At 51.2% G+C, this 18166-nt stretch carries 13 protein-coding genes; 10 read left to right on the top strand and 3 right to left on the bottom strand.

Going from position 1 to position 18166, the window contains the following annotated elements; genetic code table 11:
* The first annotated feature begins 25 nt into the window (after window positions 1–25).
* Window positions 26–2329, top strand: coding sequence for a helicase C-terminal domain-containing protein (locus RCO25_RS06620; RefSeq protein WP_308995339.1), 2304 nt, complete (start codon window positions 26–28; stop codon window positions 2327–2329).
* Here RCO25_RS06620 and RCO25_RS06615 read toward each other — a convergent pair whose 3' ends face one another.
* A complete protein-coding gene (locus RCO25_RS06615; RefSeq protein ID WP_308995338.1) occupies window positions 2330–2812 on the bottom strand; it encodes an HPP family protein in 483 nt (160 codons plus the stop codon).
* 198 nt (window positions 2813–3010) lie between these two features.
* Here RCO25_RS06615 and RCO25_RS06610 point away from each other — a divergent pair, with 198 nt between their 5' ends.
* Window positions 3011–3526 carry a Crp/Fnr family transcriptional regulator gene (locus RCO25_RS06610; RefSeq protein ID WP_308995336.1) on the top strand — a complete coding sequence of 172 codons (516 nt, stop codon included), beginning with the start codon at window positions 3011–3013 and terminating at the stop codon, window positions 3524–3526.
* Here RCO25_RS06610 and hmpA read toward each other — a convergent pair.
* Window positions 3523–4755 (bottom strand): NO-inducible flavohemoprotein, encoded by a 1233-nt coding sequence (gene hmpA / locus RCO25_RS06605; RefSeq protein WP_308995335.1) that lies wholly within the window; start codon window positions 4753–4755, stop codon window positions 3523–3525. The genes RCO25_RS06610 and hmpA overlap by 4 nt on opposite strands.
* Before the next feature lie 752 nt (window positions 4756–5507).
* Here hmpA and RCO25_RS06600 point away from each other — a divergent pair.
* The 5 genes from RCO25_RS06600 to RCO25_RS06580 all read left to right on the top strand — a co-directional run bounded on the left by RCO25_RS06600 (window position 5508) and on the right by RCO25_RS06580 (window position 14922).
* On the top strand, window positions 5508–7253 hold the full coding sequence (locus RCO25_RS06600) for an ABC transporter ATP-binding protein (protein WP_308995334.1): 1746 nt from the start codon (window positions 5508–5510) through the stop codon (window positions 7251–7253).
* Window positions 7254–7275: 22 nt separating this feature from the next.
* A complete protein-coding gene (locus RCO25_RS06595) occupies window positions 7276–9303 on the top strand; it encodes an ABC transporter ATP-binding protein (RefSeq protein WP_308995333.1) in 2028 nt (675 codons plus the stop codon).
* 202 nt (window positions 9304–9505) lie between these two features.
* Window positions 9506–10672 carry an SHOCT domain-containing protein gene (locus RCO25_RS06590; protein WP_308995332.1) on the top strand — a complete coding sequence of 389 codons (1167 nt, stop codon included), beginning with the start codon at window positions 9506–9508 and terminating at the stop codon, window positions 10670–10672.
* 566 nt (window positions 10673–11238) lie between these two features.
* Window positions 11239–11679 carry a MarR family winged helix-turn-helix transcriptional regulator gene (locus RCO25_RS06585; protein ID WP_308995331.1) on the top strand — a complete coding sequence of 147 codons (441 nt, stop codon included), beginning with the start codon at window positions 11239–11241 and terminating at the stop codon, window positions 11677–11679.
* A 27-nt stretch (window positions 11680–11706) separates the two neighbouring features.
* Window positions 11707–14922, top strand: coding sequence for an efflux RND transporter permease subunit (locus RCO25_RS06580; protein WP_308995330.1), 3216 nt, complete (start codon window positions 11707–11709; stop codon window positions 14920–14922).
* Between the two features lie 160 nt (window positions 14923–15082).
* Here the strand turns inward: RCO25_RS06580 and RCO25_RS06575 are convergent, their stop codons facing one another.
* On the bottom strand, window positions 15083–15688 hold the full coding sequence (locus RCO25_RS06575; protein WP_308995329.1) for a PadR family transcriptional regulator: 606 nt from the start codon (window positions 15686–15688) through the stop codon (window positions 15083–15085).
* Window positions 15689–16115: 427 nt separating this feature from the next.
* Here RCO25_RS06575 and RCO25_RS06570 point away from each other — a divergent pair, with 427 nt between their 5' ends.
* From RCO25_RS06570 to RCO25_RS06560, 3 genes are read left to right on the top strand one after another with little or no spacing between them, the layout of a single operon-like run.
* Window positions 16116–16439, top strand: coding sequence for a hypothetical protein (locus RCO25_RS06570; RefSeq protein ID WP_308995328.1), 324 nt, complete (start codon window positions 16116–16118; stop codon window positions 16437–16439).
* Window position 16440: 1 nt separating this feature from the next.
* Window positions 16441–17427, top strand: coding sequence for an FAD:protein FMN transferase (locus RCO25_RS06565; protein ID WP_308995327.1), 987 nt, complete (start codon window positions 16441–16443; stop codon window positions 17425–17427).
* The gene (locus tag RCO25_RS06560) at window positions 17424–17978 is read left to right on the top strand and encodes a ferric reductase (RefSeq protein ID WP_308995326.1); all 555 of its coding nucleotides are present in this window, start codon (window positions 17424–17426) and stop codon (window positions 17976–17978) included. The genes RCO25_RS06565 and RCO25_RS06560 overlap by 4 nt, the downstream gene beginning before the upstream one ends.
* Window positions 17979–18166: the final 188 nt, after the last annotated feature.

The raw sequence follows: 18166 nt of genomic DNA, 5'->3' as shown, positions 1-18166 counted from the left end.
TTATGGGAGCGATAGAGAAGACATTATGCTAAATAATGATACGGTTACGATTTCGGTGAGGCATCTGGTCGAATACGTGTTTTTAAGCGGAAGCATCGACGTAAGGCTGAATGCGATAGATACGATGCACGAAGGGACGAAAGCGCATCAGAGAGTACAGCGGACCTATGGGGAACAGGACCAGAAGGAGGTCTACGTCAAAGCGGAGATCATGGTCGATGATCTGCTGTTTGCCGTGGACGGCCGCTGCGACGGTTTGCTCGGAACAGAGCCGCTGCTTACCGTGGATGAGATTAAATCGACCGGCGGCAACTTGGAGCGGATAACGGATGACGGATATCCCGTTCACTGGGCGCAGGCTCTGTTCTATGCCTATATGTACGCGAAGGAGCATGGGCAGGAGGCGATGCGCGTTCAGCTGACCTATGTGCAGACGGAGACAGAGGAGGAGCGGCGCTTCTTGCGAGTGGTCAGCTTCGCCGAGCTGGAGCAGTATGTTTATGAGATCGCTGCGCGTTACGCGCCTTACGCCCAGCAGCGCCGCAGGCATGAGCAGGCAAGAAACGAGAGCATCCGCGAGCTTGCTTTTCCGTTTGAGGCGTATCGGGCAGGACAGCGGAAGCTGGCAGGTGCGGTGTACAAGTCGATCGAAGAGGGCGTTCGTTTGTTTGCGAAGGCGCCAACGGGCATAGGGAAGACGATATCAACAACTTATCCGGCGATAAAAGCGATGGGATCAGGCATGCTTCAACGGTTTTATTATTTGACGGCGCGAACGACGACGAGGGCCGCGGCCGAGGATGCGCTGCTTTTTATGAAAAGCAAAGGACTGCATTTGCAATCCGTGACGATAACGGCTAAGGATAAGATCTGCTTCCAGGAAGAGGTGCGCTGCGAGAAGGAGCATTGTCCTTACGCAGACGGGTATTATGACCGGATTAATGGGGCGGTACTGGATATTTTGGAGCAGGAGACGGTGATGACAAGGTCGGTTATCGAAGCTTATGCTCATAAGCACCGTGTATGTCCGTTTGAATTTTCCCTGGATTTGGCCTATGCGGCTGATGCAGTAATTTGTGATTACAATTATATTTTTGACCCGCGAATCTCATTCAAGCGTCAATATGCGGAGATGAAGAAGCGGACGGCGCTGCTTGTGGACGAGGCGCATAATCTGGTAGACCGGGCAAGGGAGATGTTCTCGGCAGAGCTGACCAAGGCTCCGTTCTTAGCCCTGCAGCGTGAGCTTAAAGGGGTGCATGGCGAGGGCTACCGTACGGCGAAGGCGATCAATGATTATTTTATTGCGCTGCGCAAAAACAGCGACGGTGCGCCGCACTTGGTCGAGCGGCAGCTTCCGGAGGAGCTGGTCGCACGGGCAGATGCCTTTGCTTCAGCTGCGGAACAGGCGCTTGCGGCGGGCGCAAACGGCGGCGGTTTGCTGCTGGATACGTACTTTACAGCGCAAAATTTTATTCGGACAGCCAAGCTTTATGATGATCGCTATGTCGTGTATACCGAACTCTCGAAGAGCGATGTTCGGTTGAAACTATTTTGCCTCGACCCCTCGCAATTGCTGAAGCAGATGGGCAAAGGCTACCGCTCGCATATTTATTTCTCTGCTACCCTGTCGCCGGTTTCCTATTATATGGACATGCTTGGAGCAGGGGAAAATGATTATACACTGGCTGTGCCCTCTCCCTTCTCGAAGGAGCAGCTTAAGGTGGTGGTGAAGCCGCTGTCTACGCGCTATCACGACCGCGATGAGTCGAAGCTGCCGATTGCGAAGCTGATTATGCAACTCATGGGCGAGCGCCCGGGCAATTATTTCGTATTTTTCCCCTCCTACGCTTATATGAACGCGGTTTATGAGACTTATATGGAGCTAATGGAGTGGTCGGTTCCTGCGGGCGCGGCAACAAGCGCAGAGGTGCTGCTGCAAAGACCGGATATGACAGAGGAGGAGCGGGATCGCTTTCTGGATACGTTCCAAGCAGGTAACGGAAATTCTTTGATTGGTTTCGCCGTTATGGGAGGCGTATTCTCGGAAGGCGTCGATTTGGCCGGAGATCGATTAATCGGGGTGATCGTCGTTGGCGTTGGGCTGCCGCAGTTAGGCGTAGAGCGGAATATGCTGAAGGATTATTTTAACGAGCAGGGCAAGAGCGGCTACGATTACGCATATGTGTTTCCCGGCATGAATAAGGTGCTGCAGGCGGGCGGCCGCCTAATACGCTCGGAAACCGATCGCGGGACGCTAGTGCTCATTGACGATCGGTATTTACAGCCGCAATACCAGCGGCTTTTGCCGGAGGAGTGGAAGGGCTGATTACATGGCGGAATCGGATTCTGTTTTGGCGGCTCTTTTTGGAAGCAGCGAAACGCTGCCGAATCGTTTCTCTACGTAGGCGGCGGCTGACAGCGTAAGCAGCAAGCCGAGAAGCGATCCGCATACGGATAAAGGAATGACCCATAATAACGACGGCTGGGTGAAAAACGGAATGAGCGAAACGGCCAATATCGGAGGCGCATTCCATTTGAATTTATTAATCAAATACAGGACGATCAAGAGCGTGAGAAGCAGGGACAGCACGCCGGGATTCCAATAAACGAATACAGATCCGACAAGCGAGGAAATGACGGCGCCAAAGGCAATTTTGCTCACTTCTGCTTTCTCGAACGGGCGCGAGATGAAGAGCAGGCTGAAAGCGCCCAGGGTAGGGAAAAACAAGGAATGCATATAGGGAATATGTGAGGATATCCAGTAAATCATGATGATATAAAGACAGATGGCATAGGTTCTGATACGCATGCTGCTGGCTCGCCTACTTTCCTAGTTGGATCAACCGATAACTTTACTCAGCATGTAACATTTTACTCCGGGCATTCTTGTACAGTCAATTGCTTAAATGTGACATTTTTGATGCTGCCGATCGGAAATCAGAGGGAGTTCACAGCAATAAAGCCCAGCCGAAAAATCCGGTTGGGCCCTGAAATAAGGAGGAACGGCATGCTTTTGCACAAAGGACAAGTTTTATTTCGCCAAGGGGAAAGCGGATCGCTCTTCCATCTTCGAAGCGGATTGCTGAAGATCGTTCGCGTCCATGAGGACGGCAATCCGTTTCTGGTTAATCTCATCGTGCCTGGAGAAACCATTCCGCATCATTCGTTGATTAGCCCGATGCCCTATCACGGCACGGCGGTAGCGCTCATCACCTGCGAGGTTGACAGCGTATCGCCGCAGCAGTGGTATGGCGAGCTCGAGCGAAATCCGGAGAAGAACCGCGAAATCGCGCTGCTCCTCCAAAGCAAGCTGCGTATGATGCAGCAGCGGATTGATCAATTAACGCAGGTTGCTCCGGCAGATAAGCTGATCAGGCTTCAGCAATGGTTTGCCGTTTATATCGGTCCTATGTCCATTACCGATGTGCTGACGCAGGATGAGATCGGCCAGCTCATCGGCCTTAGGCGCGAAACGGTCAACAGGCTGCTTCGCGCCCAAATGAAAGAATCCGAGCCGAACTAGCTGGATGCAGCGGTTTCGAGGCTTGCAGCCGGGCCAAAAAATTCGAAATGGGTATCAGCTTCAGGAATGCCCCACTCGCTCAGCGAACGTTTAACGGCTGCCATAAAAGGAGTCGGCCCGCAGAAGTAATATTGAGCGTCCGCATCCGGAATGACGGATTGCAGCCATGCCGAGTCGATATAGCCTTCCTTGTGGAAGCGCTGCAGCCGGATGTCTTCTTCTGTCGGGTTCTGGTAGCAATAAAACACTGATAGCTGCGGATGCTGGTCTGCCAGCGCATTGACATGGTCTCTCATCGCGTGTACTTCGCCGTTCTGAGCCGCATGGATAAAGGTGACCGGCCGCGTGTTATAGCGTTCGGTCAGCGTGTTCAGCATGCTGACCATAGGGGTTAAGCCGACGCCTCCGCTAATCAAAACAACGGGACGCTGATCGTCGGTGTTAAGCGTGAAATCACCGGCTGGAGCCGACAGCCATAAGGTCTGGCCTTCCTGTGCGCATTGATGCAAATAGGAGGAAACGGCTCCCGCGGAGCGGTCCTGATAAGCATCCTCGCGTTTTACCGATATGCGGTAATAGGGCTTGCCGGGCGAATCGGACAGGCTGTACTGCCGGATTTGCGTATGCTCGGCGCCTTCTATTTGGAGCTTCACGCTCACGTATTGGCCGGGAATAAAGCTGGCGATGTCGCCGCCGTCCTCCGGAACCAAATAAAAAGAAGAAATAACGTCGCTCTCCTTGACGAGCCGCTCCACCCGGAACGGGCGGAAGCCCTCCCAGCCGCCAAGCTGCGTATGAGCAGCCTCGTACATTTCCTGCTCAATGCTAATAAATGCATCCGCAATGATACCGTAAGCTTCTGCCCACGCATTTAAAATTTCATCCGTAGCCGCATCCCCGAGCACTTCCTTGATTGCCTTGAGCAAATAGGTTCCGACAATTGGATAATGCTCCGGCTTAACGCCCAGGCTGCGATGCTTATGTCCAATTTGCTTCACGACCGGGATAATGGCCGCTAGATTATCAATATGCAATGCAGCTGCGTAAACCGCGTTGGCTAAAGCAGTCTGTTGTTTGCCTTGTTTTTGGTTGGCGTGATTGAATATATTCAACAGCTCCGGATGATTCGTGAACAGCAGCTCATAAAAGCGTTTCGTAATCGTAACGCCGTGAACCTCTAATACGGGAACCGTAGATTTAATGATTTGAACCGAATTCGCACTTAACATGATTAATCCCTCCACTGTCTATTGGCGCCATGCAGGATGGAACGGGCTGATCCGTTCTCACCGCGCCTTATCGAATAACTCAAGTATAGCCGCGTAAGAACCTTCCCTTTGTGATCTAAATCACAGTAAACGGGAACGATTTGTGACACGGATCCGCTTCTCATGAGAGGGAATGCGCTTTTCAGCACTAGCATTAATGGAACCGAGCTTGGTAATGTTTGATTACAAGCGTAAACGGCTGTCGCCGTCCTATGGCGGTAAAAGCTCGTTTCGCGGTGAAATATAAGAATACGTTAAGCTTCACAAACTTATAAGTTCTTATATTTTAAAAAAAGTATACCCAAACGAAGGGTTGACAGTCATTTCCTGGAATGGTAAAGTGACAATTAGATTTTATCGAGAGGAGGGTTACGTTCCATGAATACAAACATTCACTTTAACGCAAATGCAGCAATGAACCATCGTTTGGACATGAATAACGTAATCCATCCGCGCGTCGTTTTACTTTGATTAAGGGTATTCCCTGCATCGGAGGCGCATGGTTACGTCATCGTAATCATGCGCCTTTTCTATGCTTGTAAGGCAGGACTGCTGTGCAGTCGTGTTTTACAAAGAGAAGAAGCGTGTCGTTACGGCGACACGCTTCTTTTTTTTGTAACGATTGAAGCGGCTGCTGCCATGTACTCATGCTGAGGGAGTAAACAGAAGGTAAACGAGGTTTGGATGGATAACGGAAGGTGTGGTAGAGAAGGATGTTCAGTGTACTCAAAAAATTAAGCTGGTTTTTCAAAATGAATTGGAAGCGTTATTCCGTTGCCATTTCACTTCTTATTTTAACGGGATTTATTGATGTTATACCGCCTTGGCTGATCGGCTATACGATAGACGGCATCCATCAGGACCTGCTGGGGCAGGCTGAGTTTAATCGCGTGCTGTACAGCTGGATAGGGCTGACGGTTGTGGGTTATATCATTACGTATGTATGGCATTATAAGCTGTTTGGCGGAGCATTCGTGCTGGAGAAGCTGCTTCGGTCGCGTCTGATGGGGCATTTTCTTCGCATGACTCCGACCTTCTACGAGCGCAACCGGACGGGCGATCTTATGGCTCGCTCTACGAATGACTTGGGTGCGGTAGCGACGACGGCGGGCTTCGGTATTTTGACGCTTATCGACTCGACGCTGTTCATGATTACGATTCTAATCGTTATGGCAGGCTTAATCAGCGTGAAGCTTACGCTTGCCGCCTTATTGCCGCTTCCCCTTATGGCGCTGGCGATGAAGCATTACGGCAAAAAAATTCACGAGCGCTTCATGGATGCGCAGGACGCATTCGGTGAATTGAACGATCAGGTGCTTGAATCGGTTTCCGGTGTGCGGGTCATACGGGCCTTCGTGCAGGAGGAAGCAAACGAGGCGCGCTTTGGCGCCAAAACGAATGATGTGCTTAGCAAAAATATCGCCGTAGCGCGTATCGATGCGCTATTCGAGCCGACGATGAAAATTCTCGTCGGAACAAGTTATTTGATCGGCCTTTGTTATGGCGGCTATCTCGTATTCCATAACGAAATTACGCTCGGAGAGCTGGTCTCCTTTAACGTATTTCTCGGCATGCTGATTTGGCCGATGTTCGCCATCGGCGAACTGATTAATATCATGCAGCGAGGCAATGCCTCACTGGACCGCGTCAATGAAACGCTTGGCTATAAGCCGGACGTTGCCGACGCTGGCGTACCGGTGCATGTAAAGGAGCCGTCTTCGCTGCAGTTCCGGGATGTTACGTTCCGTTATCCTTCCTCAACGGTTGATAACCTTGCGAACGTATCCTTTACGCTGCGGCAAGGGCAAACGCTCGGCATAGTAGGCAGAACCGGCAGTGGCAAGACCACGCTGCTAAAACAGCTGCTAAGGGAATATCCGCTTGGCAAGGGCGACATCAACATATCCGGGGCGGCGCTTGGCAGCCTGAAGATCGATGAACTGCTTGGCTGGATCGGTTATGTGCCGCAGCAGCCGATTCTTTTCTCGAAGACCATTCGCGAAAATATTTTCTTTGGCCTTAAAGAAGGCACAGAAGAAGATTTGCAGCGGGCGCTGGAGCGGGCATCGTTCGCGAAGGATATCAAGTTTCTGCCGGATGGGCTTGCAACGATGGTTGGCGAACGGGGAGTAGCGCTTTCCGGCGGTCAGAAGCAGCGTGTCAGCATTGCGCGCGCGCTCATCGCCGACCCGGAAATATTGCTGATGGACGATGCCTTGTCGGCTGTAGACGGCAAGACGGAGGCTGAAATTATTGAAGGCATCCGTACGGAGAGAGCTGGCAAGACAACGCTCATTACGACGCATCGCTTATCGGCCGTGCAGCATGCCGATTGGATTATCGTCCTCGATGAAGGACGGATCGTGCAGGAAGGCACGCATGAGCAATTGCTGGAGCGCGGCGGCTGGTATCGCGAGCAGTATGATCGCCAGCAGCTGGAGGCCATAATTGAAACGTAATAAATTGGAGGCGTGAAGGGCAATGGGCAATACAGGAAAACGATTGTTTCAATACGCCATGCTTTATAAAAAACCGATCATGCTTGCCCTTTTGCTGCTCGTGCTTGCTGTGTGCGCAGAGCTTTCGGGACCGTTTATAGCAAAGCGGATGATCGACCAAAACATTCTCGGTATTGAGAAAAAGTGGCATGAGGTTGAGGCTAAGCAGGACTTCGCCGTTCTTTATAAAGACAAATGGTATAAGCGCGAGGATCATTTTGCCGCAGATGCTTCCGGGCAGAAGGGCAAAGAGGTACGCGTGCTGCAGGTAGGAAGGCAGTTTTATTGGCTCGACGATGCACTGGCATCGGATGAAGGCAAACGCGTGGTCGAGGGAAATACCCTTACCGTGACAAACAAGGATACAGGGGAGAGTGTCTCGTATCCCGTAACGAAGCTCACTAGAGAAGAGCTCTATGCGTTCTATCAGCCGGAGTTTCCTTCCTTAATGAAGCTGGCCGTTATGTATTTTGGTTTTCTGCTGCTGGTCGCCGTATTTACCTACGGTCAGCGGCTTATGCTGCAAACGTCGGCGAATCGCATCGTGCGCAAGATGCGCACCGATATTTTCGCGCACACGCAGCGGCTGCCTGTGAACTATTATGATAACCTCTCGGCAGGTCAGGTCGTATCCCGTGTCACGAACGATACGGAAGCCATTCGCGAGCTCTATGTCGCGGTGCTGGCGAATTTTTTCACAGGCATTATTTATATGGCAGCCATTTATGGCGCCTTGTTCTTATTGGATGTGCGATTAGCGCTCGTGGCGCTGCCGCTTGTGCCTATTCTCATCATCTGGATTATCGTTTACCGGAAATTCGCGGCACGGTATAACCGCATCATCCGCTCGAAGCTGAGCGAGATTAACGGCATGATCAATGAATCCATCCAAGGGATGACGATTATTCAAGCGTTTCGCCGCCAGAGGGAGACGACCAAGGAATTTGAGGAAATGAACGAGCATTATTATAAGTATCAAAATAAGCTGCTCAGCCTCAATTCCATTACGTCTCATAATTTGGTTAACGTGGTGCGGAATATTTTGTTCATCATTGTCATTTGGATGTTCTGGGGCGATTCGCTCCGCTCAGCGGTATCGGTCGGCGTACTGTACGCTTTTGTCGACTATATGAACCGGATGTTTGCTCCGATTGTGGGTATCGTAAATCAGCTCTCGAATTTGGAGACGGCACGCGTATCGGCAGAGCGGGTGTTTAAGCTGATGGACGAGGAGGGGATCGATGTGGCTCTCGGCAAGATGGACCGGTACAAAGGCGATGTTAAGTTCGAGGACGTATCCTTTGCTTACAAACAGGATGAGTATGTGCTGAAGCATATCTCCTTCCACGCGCGTCAAGGTGAAACCGTGGCGCTGGTCGGTCACACCGGGTCTGGCAAAAGCTCGATTCTAAACCTGCTGTTCCGTTTCTATGATTCAAACGAAGGTAAGATCATCGTGGACGGCATGGATGTACGCGATATTCCGAAGCAGCTGCTTCGCCAGCATATGGGGATCGTCCTTCAAGACCCGTTCTTGTTTACGGGAACGATTGCGTCCAACATCAGTCTGGATAACCCGGCTATCAGCCGCGAGAAAATCGAGCAGTCGCTCCGTGACGTAGGCGCCTATGAGATGTTCAGCCAGCTTAATGGTGGAATTGATGCGCCGGTTATTGAGAAGGGCAGCACGCTCTCAGCCGGACAGCGTCAGCTCGTTTCATTCGCCCGGGCGCTGGCTTATGACCCGGCTATCCTAATCCTCGATGAAGCGACAGCGAGCATTGATACGGAGACGGAAGCCATTATCCAAGAAGCGCTTGATGTGCTGAAGAAGGGCCGTACGACATTTGTGATCGCTCACCGTCTGTCCACGATTCGGAATGCTGACCAAATTCTCGTGCTTGATCGCGGCGTTATCGTGGAGCGCGGCAACCATGACGAGCTAATGGAACAGCGCGGCAAGTATTATGCGATGTACCAGCTGCAATTAGGCGCAGCCTTACCGGCATAGATTCAATAACAAAAACGGCTAAGCGGAAGTCATTCCCGCTTAGCCGTTTTTTTGTTGAAATTTTTGTCGAATTAATAATGTCACAGAAGGATTCAAATCCATATTCAGCCAACATTCAGCTAGGTTTAAAGGAGGCTTAAGTATTGCTGGCTATGATAGATCTTGTAACAACAAATCGAAAGTGAAAGGTGGAAGTTAAATAATGAATGCAAAAGCAAAAGCAAAGGCAATTACAGCAGGAGCAATCGCGCTAACGCTGGCGCTCGGAGGCGGAAGCCTATGGGCAGGACAAGCCGTATTTGCGGCAAGCAGCAGCGACAAGCAGCTGGCACAGAGCACACAGGCAGAGAACGGCAAAGCGGGTAAGGATCATGCAGGCAAACGCGGCGGATTCGGACGCGGCTTTGAACAAATACAAACACAGCTTCTTGAATACTTAGGATTAGAAGAGAGCGCGCTGCAGACAAAGCTAAAAACATTAACACTGTCGGAGATTGCAGTCGAGCAAGGAAAAACAAGAGCGGAGCTGAAGACAAAGCTGGTGGAGTGGCTGGAAGCAGCCGAAGCAGCAGCAACGACTGATACAGAAGCCGCTGCGGCTTCCGATGCGGACAAGGCAGCCAAGCCGGATGCGGCGACTACAGCAGAAAAGCTGCTTGATTCCAAAGGTTTTGGCTTCGGGAAGCATGGCGGCGGCGGGAAAGGCGGCGGATTTGGCAAAGATCTAACCGCCGTTGCTGCAGCGCTGGGCGTGACAGAAGAGGCGCTTAAGGCCGAGTTGGAAGCGGGCAAGACCATCGCGGCAGTAGCGGCCGAGAAGGGCGTCGCCGTTCAAACGCTTATCGACCTGCAAGTGAAGGATCAGAAGACGAAGCTGGCTGAGCAATTAGCGGCGGGTACTATCACGCAGGAGCAATATGATACACGGTTTGCAGAAGCTGTCGAGCGTGCGACTCAGCATGTGAATGGCGTGCTGCCGCAGCGCGGCAAGGGCCAAGGATTTGGAAAAAACCTAGATGAGATTGCATCGGCGCTCGGCTTTACGGCAGAGGAGCTAAAAGTAGAGCTGGAAGCGGGTAAGACCATCGCGGCAGTAGCAGCCGAGAAGGGCGTCGCCGTTCAAACGCTTATCGATCTGCAAGTGAAGGATCAGAAGACGAAGCTGGCTGAGCTACTAGCTGCGGGCACGATCACGCAGGAGCAGTATGATACGAAGCTGGCGGCAGCCATCGAGCATGCTACAAAGCATGTAAACGGAGAGCTGCCGTTATCAGGAAAGGGCGGTAAAGGGCCGCGCGGCGAACGCAAAGGCGACGCAGCTGCACAAGAGCAAACGAACGCCGATGCTTCCGAAGAGTCAGCGATTTAAGCGGAGCGGGGCATGAAGCAAGCACAGCTTAGGTGAGCAATACGCGATAAGAAAAGGAGCAGTCTCTTTGGTCATAGACCGAGAGACCGCTCCTTTTTTAAATATAAGAATTTATAAGTTTCACATTTATAAATAAGCTTATATTTCACCGCGAAACGAGCTGTTGCCACCCAAGGACGGCAGCAGCCGTTTACGCTTGGTACCCCCGCTGCTTCAAACGGCTCTGCCAAGCAGCTGCTCAAGCTCTCGCGGCGGAAGGGGCTTGCTGAATAAGCAGCCCTGCAGCTCATCGCAGTGCAAATCTCATTTCTTGATATAGGAATAAATGACAATTTATTCATATATAAGAATTTATATGTTTTCACATATAAATGTGCTTATATATCTCCGCGAAACGACTGCTTTTGCCACAGAGGACGGCGACATCCGTTTACGCTTCACCATACGTTCAAAACTAAAGGATTGCTGGGCGCATAGTTGTCTGATATAGTTCTATTATCGAACTATTTCACAATAGAATTAATTTAACGGTTGCAGGAATGCTTCATGAGAGGGAGGACATCAGTGTGGATCGAGCGTTACTAAAAGATATTATCGATCGCTACGAGGCGGCGAATTTTCTCGTTAACCGCCGGTTAAATGCGATGATCCGCGAGCTAATGCCAGATGATCTGACGGTTGATCAATTTTCAACGCTGCGGTATTTACGGTCGAGGGAGAAAAGCACATCATCCGAGCTGGCGGACATTTTTTGCGTGGGCAAAAGCTCGATAACCGCAATCATTACCAGGCTGTTTGACAAGAACCTGATTCAAAGGCTGCCTGATGAAAAAGATCGCCGTGTCATCTATTTGGCGCTTACTCAAGAGGGAAAGCAGGTTTGTGACCGCATGGAGGATAAAATCCAAGTGCTGTTGGCCAAATATATTGACCGTTTCGAAGAGCAGGAAGCACTTACTTTTATCGAGACCTTCGAGAGGCTGGCGAATGAAATGATGCAATCTTAGCTTTATATTACTGGAGGGAGATTAGAGATGAGAACCGTACTGAAATGGAGATGGCTGGTTCTGGTGTTATGGCTGGCTGCTGCTGTCGGTCTGATGCTAAGCGCACCGAACATGGAAGAGCTTGTAAGAACGAAAGGGCAGGTTAACGTGCCTGACGGCTATTCCTCGACGATTGCAAACGAGCTGGAGGAGGCGATCGGCGGAAATGACGGGGCCGGGGCCAGCAGCGGGATGCCGACTGTTCTTGTATTTCATAAGGAAGGCGGCTTATCTGACGCGGATTTAAAGGAAGTGAAGGGCGGAATCGATAAGCTGAAGAGCAATGCCGAGAAGATTGGCGTTCTCTCCGTGACCACTCACTTTGATACCAAAGAGTTGGAAGAGCAGATGGTCTCCGAGGATGGAAGCACCATCTTGGTGCTTGTCAATGTCGAAGCTGGTGACCGTGAACTTGCCGAGCTGAGAGACGGGCTTTATGAGACGATTTCGGATGTGAAGGTCGATCATTATTACACCGGAAACTGGCTGATCTCGGAGGATGTCGTGCAGAGCTCCCAGGAAGGGCTTAAGAAAACGGAGTTCATTACGCTTGGCTTTATTTTGGTCATACTTTTCGTCGTATTTCGTTCGGCCGTCGCGCCGCTCGTACCGCTTGTTGCGGTGGGCTTTACTTACTTAATTTCACAATCGGTTATCGCGTTTTTAGTCGAGTACTTCGATTTTCCGCTCTCGAACTTCACGCAGATATTCCTCGTCGCCGTATTGTTCGGCATCGGTACGGATTATTGCATTTTGCTCATCAGCCGCTTTAAGGAAGAGCTTACGCACAGCGGAGGCGATAAGACGGAAGCAATTATTCAAACCTATCGCACAGCAGGCAGAACGGTATTGTTTTCCGGTTTAGCCGTGCTGGTTGGTTTTGCAGCGATCGGCTTCTCGACCTTTATGCTATACCGCTCGGCGGTTGCGGTTGCAGTTGGTGTAGCGGTGCTGCTTATCGCATTGTTCACGATCGTACCGTTTTTTATGGCGGTGCTCGGCACGAAGCTGTTTTGGCCGGCAAAGGGCTCATTGGAGCATAAACCGAGCAAGCTGTGGGGAACAGTCGGCAAGTTTTCATTGAAACGCCCCTTATGGGCGCTTATTATTTTGGCGGTCATCATCGTTCCGTTTCTGACCGCGTATAAAGGGACCATATCCTTTAACTCGCTTGATGAAATTGGCGATAAATATGATTCTGTTAAAGCTTTTAATATTATTTCAGAGAGCTTCGGGCCTGGCGACTCCTTGCCGACTACGGTTATTGTCAAGACGGATAAACCGATGGATACGCCTGAGGGGCTTGCTGCACTCGAACAGATTAGCCGTGAGCTTGCCAATACGGAAGGCGTCAAGGCCGTTCGTAGCGCGACGCGTCCTACCGGCGATGTCATGGAGCAATTTCTCGTGTCTGATCAAGTGACGACCCTTGAGGACGGACTTGGTCAAAGCGGAGAAGGCTTAGATAAAATCGGTGATGGCCTATCTGAAGCAAGCAGCGCGCTGAGCGAAAATGCGCCAATGCTAACTGAAGCGGTAGATGGCGCAGGCCAGCTTATTGACGGGACAAATGAGCTGAAGGCAGGCATCGTAGAGCTTGGCGCAGGTCTGAAGCGGATTCAGCAGGGAATGCTGGATGGATCAGCGGGTGCGGGTGAGCTGAGCGAAGGCTTGAAGCAGGCAGAGGCAAGCACGAAGAAGCTGGCTGATGCCAGCCGTCAATTGCTGAGCAGCTACGAGCAGCTAGGAGGCGGCCTAGGTCAGTTAACTGGCGCATATAGCACGATTGCTTCCGAGCAAGCGAAGCTGGCTGACGGCTTATCCGGCGTAGAACAAAGCCTGACCGGTTTGCAAGACAGCTATCCGGAGCTGCAAGACGACGAGAAATATAAGGAAATGCTTAGCTCGCTGGGGCAGCTTCAAGAGGGCGCAGCAGGCATAAGCGGTCAATTGACGCAGCTGAATGAGCAGCTTTCAGGCATCTCGGCCGGTATGACGCAAGCGAATGCCGGACTGCTTCAAGCATCAGAAGGTCAATCCGCGTTAGCGGCAGGACTTGGCAAGCTGGCTGCGGGGCTCGCTGAGCTGCAAAGCGGAATCGCGCAAGCGGCTGCGGGCCAAGGTCAAATCGTATCAAAGCTGCCGAGCGTGACGCAAGGCTTTAATGAGCTCTCGGAGGGGCAGAAGGAGCTGCAAGCCGGTTTTGCATCCTTAAATGATCAGCTGAGCGAGCTTACGAACGGACTCGATCAAAGCGTTGACGGCTTATCGCAGGTAACGGATGGGCTGGCTTCTGCCGGCGGTTACCTGAACGGGCTTGCCGAAGCGCCGAATAAGCAAATGAGCGGCTGGTACATTCCGGAGGAAGCCATTGCGAACGAGGAGTTCCAGTCTGCGCTGAACGTTTATATGTCGGAAGACCGCCAAACGGCAAAATTTGATGTTGTCTTTAACGGCAATCCTTACGCGCAGGAGACGATGGCTCAAATCGACGGTCTTGAAGCAGCTGTCAACCGTGCCATCCAAGGTACGGAATACAACGGAGCTGAGGTAGCCGTCGGCGGCGTAACGAGCATGAATAATGATTTAAGCAATATTTCGAATGCGGATTATTCACGTACCGTTATTCTCATGCTGATTGGGATTTCGATCATTCTCATCATCTTGTTCCGCTCCATCGTCATGCCCCTGTATATGGTCGCTTCGCTCCTCGTCACGTTCTACTCGTCAATGGCGATTGCGGAGGTCATATTCGTGAGGGTGCTCGGGCAATCCGGCATTAGCTGGGCGGTGCCGTTCTTCGGCTTCGTGATGCTGGTCGCGCTCGGAATCGACTACAGTATCTTCTTAATGGATCGCTTCAAGGAATATCGCCATCTATCTCCGCAGGAAGCGATTCTGGAAGCGATGAAAAACATGGGTACGGTTATTATGTCGGCAGCCGTTATTCTAGGCGGGACATTCGCCGCGATGCTGCCTTCGGGCGTGATGTCGCTCCTGCAAATCGCGACGATCGTGCTCTGCGGCTTGTTCATGTATGCGCTGCTGATGCTTCCTTTGTTTATACCGGTCATGGTGCGCATGTTCGGAGCCGCCAACTGGTGGCCGTTCATGGGGCGCGCAAAGGATGCCGAGCATTCAGGCAGCGTTCATAGCGGTCAAAAGCTGAAAGGACATCAGGTCTCGCATGATTCCTCGCACTAATGATTAAAAAAGATTACCCTTGGCCTCCAACTTGGAGGCCTTGCGGTAATCTTTTTTTGAAATATAAGAATTTATAAGTTTTCGGGCTTATCGGGATTCTTATATTTTACCGCGAAACGAGCTTTGGCCGCAAAGGACGGCGACAGCCGTTTACGCTTGTTTATACGCTGTTATGTGGTTGCGCAATCCGCTCTTCGCTGGCAAGGAAGGCGTTAATCTGCTGCTGCTGCTCGTTTAGCAGGCGCTGCAGCCGCTCCGTTTGTTCCTTGCTGGCGGAAGCCTCCTGCTCGGCTCGCGTCACTAGGAGGAGCAGATCATAGGTCTCATGAGACAGACCAAGCTTTTGGCGTATTTTCTCATTGCGGAAGGATCCGTTCTCCGGGGAGCAGCGGCCATCCTCGCTTGTTTCGCATCTTGTTTTATCTGGCAGAAGAAGCAAGGCCGAGCGGCCCTGCTCTGTAATCATATACACCTTTTTGCCGTTATCTTCATCCTTCATTGCAATAAATCCGCGCTCTTCGAGCATTTGGAGTGTCGGATATATAGAGCCCGCGCTCGGTACATAGAGGCCGCCGGATTGCTCCTCTAAAGCCTTCATCATCTGATAGCCATGCATAGGCTCGCTATTAAGCAGCTTTAATAACGCAAATTTCACGCCGCCTCGGCCAAAATACCGCTTGCTTGCGCCGCGGCGCTCATTGGCGCCAGCTTCTTCCGTTTTATGCTGGCGATGCTCTTCGGAGCCATCGTTTTTTTGATCAATCATGAATCGTCACCTCGGTCTTTATCATACGGCATATGCCGGTCTAGTCAATCCCTATAGGGTAAAAGCCAGTCAATACTCTGCAGCCATACCCGTTATTCGTCAGTTGGCATCGTCTTGCTACACTTACAGCATTGACAATGATTATTATTATTATTTACAAATTTTAAAATAAATTATGTAAGGCGGATAGGAGCTAAACGGTTAGATCCGTCAACTGGGCGAGACTGATCGTTTTTTTAAAATATAAGAAAGTATAAATTTTAACGTTATACTATGCTTATATTTCATCGCGAAACGAGCTTTTGCCGCCAAGAACGGCGTCAGCCGTTTACGCTTGTATTGTTTTAACCTGGGATTCAGAATACCGCGATATACTCTGCTTAAATTAGCAGAAACGATGGATAAAAAAAGGAGGGTGAGCGGATCGATGAAACAATCCAAGGCGATAAAATGGCAGCTCGGGGCATGCGGCGCATTTGCTGTATTTCTTGTATTCGGCTCCATACAGAATAGTCAGGCTTTCCAGCTAGCGCATGCCCTTAAAGCGGGCGAGGGCTCAGACCAAACGATTGAGCAGCAGCTTGAGGAGGAAGACAGCGTAGTAGACGGCTGGGTGCAGCAGAGATCTAACAGCCGGTCGGAGCGTTACGGCGAAGCGGAGGAAAACGGGGGCTGGGAGGCCGTCCCTGAGCAGGACAGCGAATCCGGATCGGCCCGCGGCGGCCTGCGGTCTCAGACGGGGCGTTCATAGGATGAATAACCGGATAACTATTCAATTTCGCGCGATGAACACAGACGTTGAGGCACAGCTTATCCACCAGCTAAATCCGCTTTCGGATTCCGCAAAAACAGAAGCAGAGGCTGGCGATTTCGCTGCTTTGGTAAAAGACTGGTTCGAGGATATGGAGACACGGCTTAGTCGGTTTAACGCGGGCAGCGAGCTGAGCAGGCTAAACCGCGCTGCGGGGAGCTGGATGCTTGTATCGGATATTTTATTTGAGCTGTTGGCTGAAGCTGAAGCGTATCGGCTTCGTACAGATGGCTTTTTTAACGCTAACGTTTTGGCGGCGCTGCATGCGGCAGGGTATGGTCAGTCCTTTGAGCATGCGGGGCAGTTTAAGCCTGACGCACACTTTCAAGGAGAGATACTAAGACCGGATGAGTTATTCCTGGAAATGGATACACGGATGAAAGCGGTAAGGCTAAGCAGCGGTGCGCAGCTTGATCTTGGAGGGATTGCAAAGAGCTGGTCTGTCCGAAGGCTGTCGGAGTGGCTGCGGCGCAAACGGGGCATTAAAAAAGGATTAATTAACGCGGGAGGCGATGCGATGGTATGGGATGACTGTACGGATGGCGGCCCCGCAGAGCTGCGTATTCAAAATCCATGGGATACTTCCTGCAGTGACGCCGCTATTTGCCTATATAATGGCGGAGTGGCGACCTCCAGCACGCTTGGACGAAGCTGGAAAACGCCGCATGGTGTATACCATCACCTGATAGATCCTCGTGAAATGAAGCCGAGCGGCAGTGATGTTGCCCAGTGCACGATAGCGGGACCGGATGTCACGGCATGCGAGGTGTGGGCGAAGGTTGTATGCATTGCCGGACTGAAGCTGGGAACGGCTATGCTTGCCGAGCATGCTCCTTCCTACGAGGGTTACATCTATAAGTTGGACCGGTCGCTTTACAGGCATCAAGCAGCGGTTCCCCAAAAGACGAATGGGAGGTATATCAATTGACGGACTTGATTATTGGCCTGCCGACTTGGCAGCTTACGCGTATATTCGGTATTGCCGCTTATTTGCTTTTATTTGCCGGAATGGCTTTAGGCATCCTTTACAGCTATCCGTTTGTAAAAGGCAAAAGAAAACCAGCTATCTACAAAACACATATGCGCTTGACGAATAGCGGGTCACTGCTGGCTTTGCTGCATGCCGCGGTGCTTGTCATTGATACCTATACGCCGTTTGAGTGGAAGGAAATTCTCATACCTTTTATGGCTCATGAGCATCCCGTGCTTTATGGAATGGGCACAATCTCGCTTTACGGCCTTATTCTTTTGCTGCTTACATCCGATTTTCGCCAAAAATTGTCGAAGGGCCTATGGCTAACGATTCATTTGCTGGCCTATCCCATCTTCATGCTGGCCATGGCACATGGGTTCTTTGCGGGAACGGATTCACAGCTTCCGGCGATGAAATGGATGTACGGCGCGACGATTGCCATCACGCTTATGCTCCTTGGAGGAAGAGTGCTGCTCAGAAAGCCATTACGCCGCATGACGGCTTAAATTTATCGCATGCAAGAAGCCTACGCAGAACGTAGGCTTCTTGCATGTTCGCGCGGAAGCGGAAGCCATTATTCAAATTATAGCGAGTATTTTGAAGAGGCTACTGTTGCTGGACGGCAATATTTGCAGGGTGTCGTTTCGACGGAGGCACTGCTGGAGCAGTTTAATGATTTTTGGCAACGGCAAAG

The organism is Paenibacillus sp. LHD-38, from assembly GCF_031157315.1.
GTDB lineage: Bacteria > Bacillota > Bacilli > Paenibacillales > Paenibacillaceae > Pristimantibacillus.
This window is presented reverse-complemented; position numbering and strand designations above follow the sequence as displayed.